Source organism: Thermosulfurimonas marina, from assembly GCF_012317585.1.
GTDB lineage: Bacteria > Desulfobacterota > Thermodesulfobacteria > Thermodesulfobacteriales > Thermodesulfobacteriaceae > Thermosulfurimonas_A > Thermosulfurimonas_A marina.
This window is the reverse complement of the sequence record NZ_CP042909.1, coordinates 1,295,256-1,308,413: the sequence shown is the minus strand read 5'-3', so window position 1 is coordinate 1,308,413 and position 13,158 is coordinate 1,295,256. Positions and strand designations below refer to the sequence as shown.

General features: G+C 61.7%; 12 protein-coding genes and 1 pseudogene. 3 read left to right on the top strand and 10 right to left on the bottom strand.

Going from position 1 to position 13,158, the window contains the following annotated elements:
• Positions 1 to 157 precede the first annotated feature (157 nt).
• The 3 genes from FVE67_RS06885 to FVE67_RS06875 are packed head-to-tail and all read left to right on the top strand — an operon-like array spanning position 158 to position 3,990.
• Positions 158 to 2,107, top strand: a complete 1,950-nt coding sequence (locus FVE67_RS06885; RefSeq protein ID WP_168719880.1) for an extracellular solute-binding protein — start codon at positions 158 to 160, stop codon at positions 2,105 to 2,107.
• Positions 2,104 to 2,925: a carbohydrate ABC transporter permease gene (locus tag FVE67_RS06880; protein WP_168719879.1), complete on the top strand. Its 822-nt coding sequence runs from the start codon at positions 2,104 to 2,106 to the stop codon at positions 2,923 to 2,925. Before FVE67_RS06885 ends, FVE67_RS06880 begins: the two co-directional genes overlap by 4 nt.
• A 3-nt stretch (positions 2,926 to 2,928) precedes the next feature.
• Positions 2,929 to 3,990: an ABC transporter ATP-binding protein gene (locus FVE67_RS06875; RefSeq protein WP_168719878.1), complete on the top strand. Its 1,062-nt coding sequence runs from the start codon at positions 2,929 to 2,931 to the stop codon at positions 3,988 to 3,990.
• Between the two features lie 34 nt (positions 3,991 to 4,024).
• Here the strand turns inward: FVE67_RS06875 and FVE67_RS06870 are convergent, their stop codons facing one another.
• The 10 genes and pseudogenes from FVE67_RS06870 to FVE67_RS06825 form a co-directional block, all read right to left on the bottom strand.
• Complete coding sequence (locus FVE67_RS06870; RefSeq protein WP_168719877.1) at positions 4,025 to 4,180, bottom strand: bacterioferritin-associated ferredoxin; 156 nt, start codon at positions 4,178 to 4,180, stop codon at positions 4,025 to 4,027.
• Between the two features lies 1 nt (position 4,181).
• Positions 4,182 to 4,919 carry a prenyltransferase/squalene oxidase repeat-containing protein gene (locus FVE67_RS06865; RefSeq protein WP_168719876.1) on the bottom strand — a complete coding sequence of 246 codons (738 nt, stop codon included), beginning with the start codon at positions 4,917 to 4,919 and terminating at the stop codon, positions 4,182 to 4,184.
• 13 nt (positions 4,920 to 4,932) lie between these two features.
• Positions 4,933 to 5,661 carry a formylmethanofuran dehydrogenase subunit E family protein gene (locus tag FVE67_RS06860; protein ID WP_168719875.1) on the bottom strand — a complete coding sequence of 243 codons (729 nt, stop codon included), beginning with the start codon at positions 5,659 to 5,661 and terminating at the stop codon, positions 4,933 to 4,935.
• A 2-nt stretch (positions 5,662 to 5,663) separates the two neighbouring features.
• A complete protein-coding gene (locus FVE67_RS06855) occupies positions 5,664 to 5,870 on the bottom strand; it encodes a hypothetical protein (protein WP_168719874.1) in 207 nt (68 codons plus the stop codon).
• Positions 5,867 to 8,965 (bottom strand): efflux RND transporter permease subunit, encoded by a 3,099-nt coding sequence (locus tag FVE67_RS06850; RefSeq protein ID WP_168719873.1) that lies wholly within the window; start codon positions 8,963 to 8,965, stop codon positions 5,867 to 5,869. The genes FVE67_RS06855 and FVE67_RS06850 overlap by 4 nt, the downstream gene beginning before the upstream one ends.
• Positions 8,962 to 10,077, bottom strand: coding sequence for an efflux RND transporter periplasmic adaptor subunit (locus FVE67_RS06845; protein WP_168719872.1), 1,116 nt, complete (start codon positions 10,075 to 10,077; stop codon positions 8,962 to 8,964). Before FVE67_RS06845 ends, FVE67_RS06850 begins: the two co-directional genes overlap by 4 nt.
• Positions 10,074 to 11,417 (bottom strand): TolC family protein, encoded by a 1,344-nt coding sequence (locus tag FVE67_RS06840; RefSeq protein ID WP_168719871.1) that lies wholly within the window; start codon positions 11,415 to 11,417, stop codon positions 10,074 to 10,076. Before FVE67_RS06840 ends, FVE67_RS06845 begins: the two co-directional genes overlap by 4 nt.
• Positions 11,404 to 12,443 (bottom strand): annotated as a pseudogene (gene arsB / locus FVE67_RS06835) (ACR3 family arsenite efflux transporter). The gene FVE67_RS06840 and the pseudogene arsB overlap by 14 nt, the downstream one beginning before the upstream one ends.
• The gene (locus FVE67_RS06830; RefSeq protein ID WP_168719870.1) at positions 12,430 to 12,846 is read right to left on the bottom strand and encodes an arsenate reductase ArsC; all 417 of its coding nucleotides are present in this window, start codon (positions 12,844 to 12,846) and stop codon (positions 12,430 to 12,432) included. The pseudogene arsB and the gene FVE67_RS06830 overlap by 14 nt, the downstream one beginning before the upstream one ends.
• A 47-nt stretch (positions 12,847 to 12,893) precedes the next feature.
• Positions 12,894 to 13,136: a thioredoxin family protein gene (locus tag FVE67_RS06825; protein WP_168719869.1), complete on the bottom strand. Its 243-nt coding sequence runs from the start codon at positions 13,134 to 13,136 to the stop codon at positions 12,894 to 12,896.
• Positions 13,137 to 13,158 lie beyond the last annotated feature (22 nt).

Sequence of the window (13,158 nt, the reverse complement as noted above, 5' to 3'; positions counted from 1 at the left end):
GAATACCAAAAATTTTTGACGAAAAATTGGGGACTTATGGGAGAGGGGCTCAATAGGTTTGTTTAAAATTTGGGCAAGGCCTGCTTAAAATTTGAGCAAATCTTTAGGGGCCCGGAAGGCATTTAAGAAGGGCTCCGGAGTGATAAAATAGGGTCTGTTGGGTAGGAGGGTTCTTTTTCTCATTCTGGTCTTTTTCTGGGCCTCAGGAGGGGCCCGTCCCGTAACCCTGAGGATGGTGGGACCGGAGGATGTGAACGGGGCCTGGGCGGAGATTATCCGGCGTTTTGAGGCCCGGCACCCTCAAATCCGTATCCAGTACCTCTCCGGACCCTGGTCCACCGACGACCGCCAGAACATGTATATCCGCTCCTTCCTGAGCGGGGACCCCTTCGAGATCGTCTATATGGATGTGACCTGGACGGCCAAGTTTGCCGCCCGGGGCTGGCTTCTGCCCCTGGATCGCTGGCTGAGCCCCCGGGAGGCCCGGGCCTTTTTCCCCGGGGCCCTCAAGGCCGGCTACTACCGGGGGCACCTCTACCGCCTTCCGGTGACCACGGACGTGGGTGTGCTTTACTGGCGGCGGGACCTCCTTCCCTACCCTCCCCGCACCTGGAAGGAACTGGAAGATCTCTGCCGGCGCTACGCTCACCCTCCGGGGCTTTATTGCCTGGTCTTTCAGGGGATGCAGTATGAGGGGCTAACCTGCAATTTCCTGGAGTTTCTCTGGGGGGCCGGGGGCCGGGTCTTCGACCCCCGGGGAAGGCCGGCCCTTAATTCCCCCGCGGGCCTCTGGACCCTCAATTTCCTTAAGCACCTGGTAAAAGATGGGCTTTCTCCCCGGGCAGTGCTCTCCTTTCAGGAACAGCACTCCCTGGAATTTTTTCTCCAGGGGCGGGCCCTTTTTATGCGCAACTGGCCCTACGCCTGGAGGATCATTAACCGCAAGGGTTCTCCCCTGCGGGGGAAGGTGGGGCTGGCCCCGCTTCCGACCCGAAAGGGGCACCTTTCGGCCGGGACCCTCGGGGGCTGGGGGCTAGGGATCGCCCGCGGCACCAAGGCCCCGGAGACGGCCTTGGCCTTTATCAAATTTGCTACTTCGGCCGAGGCCCAGAAGATCCTCCACCTCCGTCGGGGCTGGCTTCCGGCCCGGAGGGACCTTTTCCAAGACCCGGATCTCCTGCGCCAAAGTCCCTATCTTCAAGACCTGGCCCCCCTCCTAGAGAGGGCCCGGCCGCGTCCGGTCCATCCCGCCTACCCCCGCATAAGCGACACCCTGCAGAAACATGCAAGTGCGGTGCTTGCCGGGGTGGAAAGCCCCCGCGAGGCCCTTACGGCCCTCTCCCGCACCCTGAAATTCATCGTGGAAGAACCGGAAACCGGCCTTGCGAAAAGGCTTTTCCTGGACTACGAACTGCGCAAGACCCTGAAAAACACCCTCTTTTTCGGCCTGGTTTCGGTCTTTCTCGAGTTCGCCCTGGGGCTCTTCCTGGCCCTTCTCCTTTACGCCCCCTTTCCCGGGAGGACCTGGGTGAGGCTTTCCGTCCTCATCCCCTGGGCCCTTCCCACGGCGGTCATGGCCCTTTCTTGGCAGTGGATGCTCAACAATCCTTTCGGGGTGATCAACGATCTCCTGGTGCGGGCCGGAGTCCTGGCCCATCCCGTGGACTGGCTGGCCAGCCCCCGCGGAGCCATGTGGTCAGCCATCCTGGCTGACGTCTGGAAGACCACCCCCTTCGTGGTCCTCATCCTCCTGGCCGGACTTTACTCCGTGCCCCGGGAGCTCAAAGAGAGCCTGGCTGTGGACGGGGCCGGTCCGGTGAAAAGATTTTTCTACCTGGACCTTCCCCTGCTTCTTCCCTTTCTCCGCGTAGCCCTCATCTTCCGGCTCCTTCAGGCCCTAGGGATCTTCGACCTCATCTGGGTGCTCACCCGGGGCGGGCCCGCTGACGGCACCCGCACCCTCTGTCTTTACCTCTACGATCTGGCCTTCCGCTACGACGACCTGGGCTACGCCCTTTTTCTTACGGCCCTCTTTTTCCTAGCCCTCATCGGCCTGAGCTTTCTCATTGTGCGGCTGACCACCCTGGAGTATGAAAGAAGAAGATGAAACGCCCGATTTTAATCTTGTTAGGAACCCTGGCCGCGGCCTACTGCCTTTTTCCCTTTTACTGGACGGTGGTCACAGCCCTGAAGCCCCCGGAGAGGGTCTTCTCCCTTCCCCTCACCTACTTCCCCTGGCCCCTTTCTCTGGAAAACTTTTACCGAGTGTGGGTGAAAAGGCCCTTTGGACGCTACGTGCTGAATAGCCTTCTTGTGGCCGGGGGCGGGACGCTCCTTTGTCTCTTTCTGGGAAGCCTCGCGGCCTTCCGCCTGCGGTATCTTCCGGTGGAAAGGGCCCTTTCCCTGCAGTGGTGGCTTCTGGCCGGGGCCATCCTTCCGCCCACCCTTTTGGTGATCCCCATCTTTATGGCCGTAAGAGCCCTGGGGCTGGTCAACCACCTTCTGGGGGTGGCCCTGAGCTACGCCCTCCTCAACCTTCCCTTTGCGGTGTGGATGCTCTATGCGGCCTTCAGCCGGGTGCCCCGGGAACTGGACGAGGCCGCCCTCCTGGACGGCCTCAGCCGCCTGGGTATCCTCTTCCGGATCATTTTGCCTCTCAGCCGCACCGGACTTGCGGTGTGTGCGGTGCTAACCTTCATCTTCTGCTGGAACGAGTTTCTCATCGCCCTCACCCTACTTCCGGACCAGAGCCGTTACACCGTTCCCGTGGGGATCGCCATGCTCAGCGGGACCTCGGCCTACGAGATCCCCTGGGGGGAGATCAACGCCGCGGTGGCCCTCACCACCCTTCCGGTGATCCTCCTTACGGCCCTCTTTCAGCGCTGGATCCTGGAGGGGCTCACCGCCGGGGCGGTAAAGGGTTAAGGGATGATCCAGCTTGAACTGCGAGGAGTCTCCAAGAGCTATCTCCGAGGGCGGGTCCCGGCCCTGCGAAAGGTGGATCTGGCCCTTCCCCGGGGGAAGTTTCTAGCGGTCCTCGGGCCTTCGGGTTGTGGAAAGAGCACCCTCCTGCGGCTGGTGGCCGGACTGGAGGAGCCGGACAGAGGCGAGATCTTCATCGCCGGACGCAGAGTAGACGGGGTGCCCCCGGCCCGACGCAACGTGGCCATGGTCTTTCAGAATTACGCCCTTTATCCTCATTTCACCGTCTATCAGAACATCGCCCTGGGCCTCAAGCTCCGGGGCTTTCCCCGCCAGGAGATAGACCGGCGGGTGCGGGAGGTAGCCCGCCTTTTGGGCCTTGAGGACCTCCTTGAACGCTATCCCCGGGAGCTTTCTGGAGGCCAGCAGCAACGCACGGCCCTGGCCCGGGCCCTGGTGCGGGAGCCGGAGGTCTTCCTCCTGGACGAACCCTTGAGCAACCTCGATGCCCAGATCCGGGAGGAGACCCGCAGCGAACTGAAGCGCCTTTTCCGGAGGCTTGAGGCCACGGTCCTTTACGTGACCCACGACCAAATCGAGGCCCTGACCATGGCCGATCTGGTAGCGGTGATGGAAAGTGGGGAGATTCGCCAGCTGGGCCCCCCGGAAGAAGTCTACCATCGACCCGCCCACCGCTTTGTGGCCCGTTTCGTGGGGCTTCCTCGGATCAATTTCTTTAAAGGACACCTCGAGGACGGAATCTTTACCTCCGAGGAGGGAGACCTGCGCTTTCCCCTAGAGGTTTCTTATCAAGGTCCGATAGAGGTAGGCCTGCGGCCGGAAGACTTAAGACCCGGAAAGGGAGAGATAACCCTCAAAGGAAAGGTGGTCCTGGTGGAGCCCCTGGGCCCGCAAAAGGTCCTTTTCCTGAGGACAGGCTCCCGGGAGATCCGGGCCCTGGTCCCGGAAGACTTCCCGGTCTCTCTGGGCCAGGAGCTGGAATTTCATGGCGAGCCCCGAAATCTCCATCTCTTTGACCCGGTTACCGGGAAGCGCCTTCGGACATGATCCTCTCCAGCGCCCGCTGGAGGTCGGGAAGACATCACCGACCTTTGGGATTCTTGTGGGCGCACTCGCAGGCCCCGGCCTTTTTGGCCGCCAGGATCTTCTCTAAAATGGTGGAGCGCCCGTGGCGCCGAAAATCCTCCTTGAGATCCTCGTAGGTATAACCAAAACAATAGCAGATAAGCTCTCCCATCTCAGATCTCTCCTCCGAGGCGTCTTAAAAGATACACCCCGTAACAGGTCGTTTCCAAAAAGGGGATCCCTCCGGGGGCCCGGGCAAAGCCCCCTTTGCGGAAACAGCGCTCCACGAAAAGCCGGGTCCTTTCCGGCTGGGGAAGGTCCCTTCCGCCTCTCGTAAGGAGGCGCACGGCAAAATAGGTATTTTCCAGAAAGGAAGTGGTCCTGGGAAAGAAACCGAAGCCTCCGTCCGGATTGCGGGCCGCAAGCACCCACCGGAGACGCTCTTCGGTGAGGAGCTCCGGGGCCACCCGCGCCAGATGGTAGAGGTCAAAGAGGGTGCGGGGGCGGAGGGCGCAGGCGGCCTTCCGGAGACCCTCAGGGGCCGGAAGGCCCAGAAGAAGCGCACTCTCGTAAAGGGCGGAGAGGACCTCGGGTTTTCCCCGGCGGGGAGGAATCCGGCGCAGAAAGCCGGAAAGAAGATCTTTTAGTTTTTCCGGGGGCTTGAGTCCCACCCTTCGGGCCAGCCAGAGCCAGCGTCTGAGGACCGGGGGCTGAGTGGTGCGCCCGGGAAGGTTCTTTTCCAGGAAGGCCCTGACTCCGGAAAGGGTCCTCGGGGTGAGGGCGGAAAGCTCCTCCAGGGTGCGCACCGCAAAATAGGTGTCCTCCACCGTGGCCGGAAGCCGTGGCGTAGCCCCAAAGCCCCCCTCGACCTTTTCCCTCTCCCTTACAAACTTGAGGATCTCTTTTTTCATTTATTGTGTTGCTTTACTCCGGGGCATGTTCTTGTTGATTATGTCTCCCCGGGGGCCAAAGAGATCCAGAAAATGGAATTTGTAATGGGGGAGCTTTTTTTATTTCAAAGAGTTCTTGGACCGGAGTATAAAGGAGCTTACGATTGTAGGCCCACATGGCAGCTTCATAACGGTCTATCAATTCAGCAGAAACCGGCAGACCTTTCTTGCGCATTTCTTTGATCTTTTTTTCCAATCGGGCCAAATTCGGAGGAAAGACTCCCGGACGGAGCCTTACATGATAGGTCTCCCCGGTGGAAATGCGCTGCACGATCCACTCCCTTTTAAGGGAATTGTCCATCCTTACGGTCATGAAGTTGATCCGGGCCCCGGTCATAAGGGTGGCTGCGTCCACAAAGCAGGGACTGTTACGGGTGACCACGCGGAGGTCTGTGCGGTCCACCACCCCCTGGGGAAAGAGATGCTCCAAGGCATAACGGATACCCAGAAAGGCCATCACCAGCCCGTCGCAGAGATGCCCGTGCATGCGGGCCAGATCCTTGAGCCCGATCTCCTTGGTCTTGAGGGAATAGCGCCCCAGAGGGGAGTCGGTATCCAGCACTCGAATAGGCCTATTGTTCGGGGCCCGGGCCGCCCACTCCGGAAAGAACCAGTCCGGAGTATTGTCCGTGGACCCTTCCGCGGCGAAGGCCGCCCCCGCCCAAAAGCAGATCACCAAAAGTATAGCCACCCTTCTTCTCATCACTAACCTCCTAGCAGAGTATAAACTTTGTAAGCGGTCATGACCACGATCAAGATCCCGAAAAGCTGTTTCAGACGATTCCCCGGCACGTAAAGACTGGTGAAGCGGGCCCCCAGGAAGGCCCCCACCACCCCGGCCCCGATGAGGGAAAGGGTGAGGACAGGTTCCCAGTGGGCCGTAGAAAGATGCGGAAGGAGGGCGGAATTCATGGCTTCCTCCCGAGGATCTTATTTCGCAGGTCCTCCAGCAGGGTATAAAAGAGAGGCACGTAAAAGAGGGTTAGCAAGGTGGAAACCGCCAGACCCCCGATGGCCACCACCGCAAGTGGTGACAACCTTTCCAGGCCCAGGGCCCTTTCGGCGGCAATAGGGAGCATGCCGGTGATGGTTCCTGCGGCGGTCATGAGGATGGGCCGGGTGCGCACCCGGATGGATTCCTCAATGGCCGTGAGTCGGTCCTTGCCCGCGGCCCGGGCCTTCTCAATAAAGTCGATAAGGATGATGGAGTTGTTGACCACGACCCCTGCCAGAAGGATCACCCCCATCATGGCCGGCATACAGAAGTGCTTGCCCATAATGAGTAGCGCCCAGGCCGCCCCGATGAGGGAAAGGGGTATGGCCACCATGATGGTCACCGGGGTAAGGAAGGACCGAAAGGTGGGAACCAGGGAGAAGTAGAGGAGGATGAGGGCAATAATCAGGGCCTTGCGCAGGCGCCCGAAGGCCTCTTTCATGGGTTTGATCTCCCCCTCCTGGCTTATGCGGTAGCCCGGAGGGAGAGGAAGGCCCGCCAGGAGGCGATTCACCTGGGTCTGGAGATGGGTGATGGCCGAAGTGGCCCGGTAGCCCAGAACATCCACCACCGGCAGAAGGTTTTCCCGCTGCCATACGGTGAGGGTCTTCACCAGGCGAAAACGGGCCACTTCCGAAAGGGGCACCGGCCCGCGGGGACTGGAAAGGAGGAAGGTGCGCAGATCCGAAAGCCGCACCCGGGCCTCCTCCCGAAAGCGCACCCGGAGGGTGTAGCCGTCCTCTCCCGGGACGCGCAATATGCCGGCTATAGCTCCGGAGAAGGCCGCTCGCAGGGCCTGGGAGACCTCAAGAGGATTTAAACCGTAGTGTTGGAGGCGTTCGAGATCCAGGATCACCCAGACCTCACGCTTTTCCATATCCCAACTACGGGAGACCGTGGTCAGCCCCCGCACTTTAAGGAGCCGGGACTTCACCTCCTCGGCCAAGTGATCGAGCACTTGAGGGTCCGGACCACTGATCATCACGTCCACCGGGGCGGCGATGGAGGAAAAGGGCGTGGCCCCGAAATCGTAAACATGGGCATACTTGAGGCCGGGGATCTTGGAAAACTCCCGGCGCAGGCGCTCTTCGATCTCCCAGATACTCTCCTTACGGTGGAAGCGGTCCACGAAATGGACGGTGATGAGGCCCTGCTGAGGGGTGCGCTCGGCCCCGAAGCTGATCACCCCCGGCTCACTTCCCACCATGGTGGCCATGCGCAGATAGCCCGGCGACTTCTGGATGATCTGCTCCATGCGGCTTACGATGGCCTCCACCTGGTCCAGGGAGAGATTGGGCCCCGTCTCAAAGGAAATCTTGATGATCCCCGTGTCCATGGGAGGCATGAGGTCCCGACCGGCAAGGGGCATCACCACCCGCATGGAGATCATGAGGAGGATCATGGCCGGAGGGATCCAGAGCACCCGCAGGCGCCTGGCCCGGTGGAAAAGACCCACGAAAAAGTCCTGAAGCGGGGTTAGAAGAAGATGATTGGCCCGGGAGACCAGCCTTTCCAGGAAGTTGAATTCCTCGCCCCGTTTAAGGAGGTACTGGGAGAGAAGGGGAATGACCGTGATGGAGACCACGTAGGAGGCCAGAAGGGCCAGGGCCAAAACCACGGTGAATTGGCGCAGGACCCGCTGCACGTAGCCCCCGATGAACATAATGGGAATGAGAACGATCACCGTGGTGAAGGTCCCGGCAAAGTCCGCCAGCCAGATCTCGTTGGTTCCGGAGATGGCCGCCTGACGCGGGGTAAGCCCCAGGCGGGTATGGCGCTCGATGTTTTCCATGACCACGATGGCGTCATCGAGGAGAAGACCCACGGCCACGATCACCGCGGTGAGGGTCACGATGTTGAGCTCAAAGCCCAGGAGCCGCATGCCGAAAAAGGTCATGAAGTAAGTGAAGGGGATGGAGATGGCCGCAAGGAGGGTCAGCCGGATGCGGGCCAGGAAGAAGAAGATCACGGCCACGGTAAGGATTACCGCATCCCGCAGGGCATCGATCATGTTGGAGATGGAGGTGTGAATGAGGTTCTCCTGGGTGTCGGCGATCTCGAAGGAAAGCTCCGGAAACTCCTTTTTCAGGCGAGGAAGCTCCCGATGAAGGGCGCGGAAGACCTCGGTCACATGGCCTTTTTCTGCGCGCAAGAGGTTGATCCCGATGGCCGGCCGACCGTTTCCATGAAAGAAACTGAGCCTTTCGGCGTAAAGGGTGCGCACCCGGGCCACATCCCGCAGATGGATCTCCGCCCCGCCCCTTTCGGCCACCACCAGGTCCTCCAGCCGGCGCTTTTCCAGCCGTTCGCCAGCCACCTTGATCAGGATCTGGTCCCGGGTACGGTAGATGACTCCCGCGGGGAGATTGCGGTTCTGGGCGTAAACTGCGGCCAGCACCTGGGCCAAGGTGAGACCGTAGCGCTTGAGGCGGTCGCGGTCCACCTCCAGCCGCACCTCCGGGAAGTACCCCCCGAAGACCTCGGCCTGGGCGATCTCCGGAATACGCAGCAGGGCCTCCCGCAGTTCGTTGTCTGCGATCTGGCGCACCTTGGCCAGATCCAGGTGGCTTCCCGGCTTAGGGGAAACGGCCAGGGTAACCGCAGGCACCGTGGCATCACTTACCCGAAAAATACGGGGCGGCAGGAGCCCCCGGGGAAGGGAGGCCCAGATGCGGTTCAGCGCCGCCTGCACATCCACCTCCGCGGAGTCGAGCCCCTTCTTATAGTCAAACTCCACGGAGACTGCAGAGACCTCGTCCCGCGAGGAGGACTCCACCTTGCGCACCAGGTCCAGGGTGGAAAGCTCCTTTTCCACCGGCCGGGCCACCTTGTCGGCCATATCCTCGGCCGAGGCCCCGGGCCAGACCAGAACCACGGCGATGCGCGGGTAGTTTACGTCCGGAAAGAGGTTCAGGGGAAGCTTCCGGAAACTCAGGAAGCCCAGAATGACCCCCAGGAGGAGAAAGGGGGTGACCAGATAAGGATTGCGCAAATAACGCTCAACGAAGGTCATGGCACCACCCTCACCACTTCCCCCGGATGAAGGCGAAGGAGGGTAGATTCCTCGGCCACGGCCACCAGATCCCCCTGGGAAAGGGCCCCGGAGACCGCCACCCTTTCCCCGGAGCGACCCAGGACCCTCACCGGCACCACCTCCACCTGGGCGAGCGCTCCCTTCTCCGGCCTTAAACGGAAAACGTAGGCCCGATTCACATTTTCCAGAAGACTCTTAAGGGGCACGATGGCGGCCCGGGGCAGATCTTTGACCACCAGGTCCACCCCCACCCGGGCCCCGGAGGGAAGCCCGAAGGGCCGCTTCGCCACCCGGATCTCCACCGTGGCCAATTCCCCGGCCCCCACCGCCGGATGCACCCTGAAGACCTTCACCGGAAGCCTTTGTCTGTCCTCTCGGAGATAAGCCCGGGTTCCCGCTCGGAGGGCCGCCGCCCGCGCCTGGGGTACGGAGACAAAGATGCGGTAGCCCTTCTCCGGAGCCTCCATTTCCAGGATGGGGGTCCCCGGGGTCACCAGGTCCCCGGGCTCTTTGAGCCTGCGGGTGATCACCCCCGAAAATGGGGCCCGGATCAGGGTATAGGTTAGATCGGCCCGGGCCGAGGCCAGTTCCGCCCGAAGGGTGTGCAAAGTGGCCTCCGCCTTTTTGAAGGCCGCCCGGGAATTCTCAAAGGCCTCCTGAGAGATGGCCCGGTTCTGGTAAAGGACCCGGTCGCGTTCGAAGGTGTGTTTGCGAGCCAGGAATTCGGCCTCCGCCGCGGCCACCTGTCTTTCAAGGCTCTGGATGCGGGCCTGAAGTTCGTGGTCGTCGATGCGGGCAAGCACCTCGCTCTTTCTCACTGGGTCCCCCTCGTACTTCCGCACCTCAAGGAGATAGCCGGAAAGACGGGAGGAGAGGCGCGCGGAAAGGAAGGGCCGGATCTCCCCCAGGTAGTGCTCCGTGACCTCAAAGGGCCCCACCTGCACCCGGGCGGCCTCAAGGGGCAGGGGCGCAGCCTGGGGCGGAGGGAGCTTCCTTAAAGCCGCCCGGCGCCTTTTGATGAGCCTCACCCCTCCGGCCACCAGAAGGATCAAAACGAAAACGGGCACCAGGATCCTGAAAAAACGCTTCATGGCTGGACTCCTTTTTCGGCACTTTGGGCTACCGCACAGGGAAGCTTGAGGAGGCTTCCGGCGATCCCGGCCGTGGCCCGGCGGTAGGCTACCCAGGCCTTGGCATAGTCAAAGAAGGCCCGGTGGAGATCGGCCTCGGCCTGAAACCAGGCCGCCTGCGCCAAGAGGGTGTCCGTGACCGTGCCGGCTCCGGTGCGGTATTTGAGGCTTTCCACCCGAAAAGCCTCCCGGGCGCTGGCCAGGGCCGCCCGGTAGTGCTCGACCTCGGCCAGGCTTTGGGAAAGGAGACTTAAGGCCGCGGCCACCTCCCTGCGGGCGGAAAGCTCCGTGGCCCGCAGGCGTTCCCGGGCGGCAAGCTCCCGGGCCCGGGCCTCGGCCACCCGGGAGGAAATGGTCCCTCCGCTGAAAAGGTTAAGCCGTAAGCGCAGCCCCGCCTCCCAGACCTCCTCGCTATGGTTGAGCCCCGCTCCGGCGCGCCGTCCATAATCGGAAAAGAGCTCCAGGGCCGGAAGGTGCTCCCCCCAGGCCAGGCGCACGGCCTCCCGGGCCTGGGAAAGGGCAGCCCGGGCCGCAGCCAGATCCGGACGGCAGGAAAGCACCCTCTCCCAGTCCGGCTCCGGAGGGGCTCCTTCAGCTGAGGGAAGCTCCCCCGAAAGCTCAAAGTCCGTGGCCGGGGGCCGGCCCAGGAGGACCGCCAGGGCCTCCTTGGCCCGCACCAGGGCCTCGCGGCTTGCCGCAAGGGCGGCCTCCTCGGCCTTGAGCTGGGTCTCCATGCGCAAACGATCAAGGGGCGGAACCCTTCCGAGCCGCTCCTTGAGCCGGGTCTCCCGATAAAGCCTCCGCAAGGCCTCCAGGCTCTTTTCCTGGGCAGAGATGAGGTCCTTAAGGTAGAGACCCAGATAGAAGGTCTCCTCCACATTGGCCAGAAGGTCAAGGGCCGTCTGGCGACGGAGGCTCTCCCGAAAAGCGGTCTCCAGCTCGGCAATGCGCACCCGACGCCGGAGACGCCCACCCTCGTAAAGCGGAAGGCTCAGGGTAAAGGCGAAATCGTAAAGATCACGACTAAAGGCCGGGAACTGTCCGGGCCCCTTGATGGGGATCACCGCCTGGGGATCGCTCAGGCGCCGATACTGGGCCAGAAGATCCACCTGGGGAAGGAGCCTTCCCCATTCTGCCCGACGGGCGGCCCGGGCCGCAGAGACTTCGTGCCCCCGGGCCAGGATCTCCGGATTGGCCTTGAGGGCCAGATGCCGGGCCTCCTCCAGGGTAAGGGTCTCCCCGGCCAGGGCCGGGGAGAGAAAACCAAAAAGGACCAAAAGAATCAGACTAAGAGGTTTCACCGTAAAGCCTCCGACGGAAGTACCAGGCCACGTTCACCAGGGAAATGAGGACCGGGACCTCCACCAGAGGCCCGATCACCGTGGCGAAGGCCTGGCCGGACTGCAAACCGAAGACCGCCACGGCCACGGCGATGGCCAGCTCGAAGTCGTTGCTGGCCGCGGTAAAGGCCACGGCCGTGGTCTTGGGATAGTCGACTCCCATCTTGTAGGCGATAAAAAAGGTGGCAAACCACATGATGAAGAAGTAGCCGATGTAAGGCAGGGCCACCCGCAGGACGTGCACCGGAAGGTCCACGATAAATTGCCCTTTGAGGGAGAACATGACCACGATGGTGAAAAGGAGGGCGATGGGGGTGAGCCAGGAGATACGGGGGATGAAGCGGGTGAAGTACCAGGTGTCGCCCTTGGTGCGCCGGAGGATCTGGTTGGAAAGAAGTCCGGCCACGAAGGGAATTCCCAGGTAAATGAGGACGGACTTGGCCACCTCCCACATGGAGACCTTGACGATACAGCCCTTAAGCCCCAGGTGGCAGGCAATGACGTAAAGGAAGATGTAGGCGTAAAGGGAGTAAGTGAGGACCTGGAAGAGGGCGTTAAAGGCCACCAGACCCGCGGCCAGATCCCGGTCGCCGTCGGCCAGATCGTTCCACACCAGGACCATGGCGATGCAGCGGGCCAGCCCCACCAGGATGACCCCCATCATGTAGTCCGGATGATCCGGAAGAAGGAGGACCGCCAGCACGAACATGACCACCGGCCCCACGATCCAGTTCTGGATGAGGGGAGCATGCGTTTGTTGGAAAAGACCACCGGGAGCTCCTCATAGGCCACCTTAGCCAGAGGCGGATACATCATGAGGATGAGCCCGATAGCAATAGGAATAGAGGTGGTCCCCACCTGGAAGCGCTCCAGGAACTGGGCCGTCCCCGGGACGAACTTTCCTAAAAGGACCCCGAAGACCATGGCCAGGAAGATCCACAAGGTGAGGTAACGGTCAAAAAAGCGCAGTTTCTTACGTTCCGCCATAATGCCCCTCCTTCTCGAAAAGTTTGCGGAGTTCGGCCAGGATCAGATCCCGCACCCGCCGGAAGGCCTCGGGCGTGCCCTCCCGGGACGGATCCGGAAAGGGAAGATGGATCCGCCGCCGGGCCCCGGGAAAGTAGGGACATTCCGCGGCCGCAGAATCGCAAAGGGTAACCACCAGGTCGAATTCCTCCCCGGAAAACTCGTCAAGGTGCTTGCTACGCAGGCCCGAGGTCTCGATCCCCAGCTCGGAAAGGACCTCCCGGGCCAGGGGGTGCACCTCCTTGGGACGCACCCCGGCGGAAAAGGCCCGAACCCGGTCCCTGAAAAAGTGGTTGGCCAGGGCCTCGGCCATCTGAGACCGACAGGCGTTTTCCGTGCAGACAAAAAGGACCCTCTTCGCCATACGGCCCCCTTCTCACCCAAGCCTTTAGGAAAGACCTTTTAGAGGGCCTAGCTCTGACTCAGGAGCTTTTTGATCTCCTCCACGGAAAGGACCTTACCCTGGGAGACCACCTTTCCGTCCACCACCAGGGCCGGGGTCTTCACCACCCCGTGGGCCGCAATCTGGCCCAGATCCTTGACCTTCTCCACCGTGGCCTCAAGGCCCAACTCCTCCAGGGCCAGGACCACATGGTCGTAAAGGCTTTCGCACCGCGGACACCCCGGACCGAGAACCTTAATCTCCTTGGCCATAACTCCACCTCCTTTACAGATT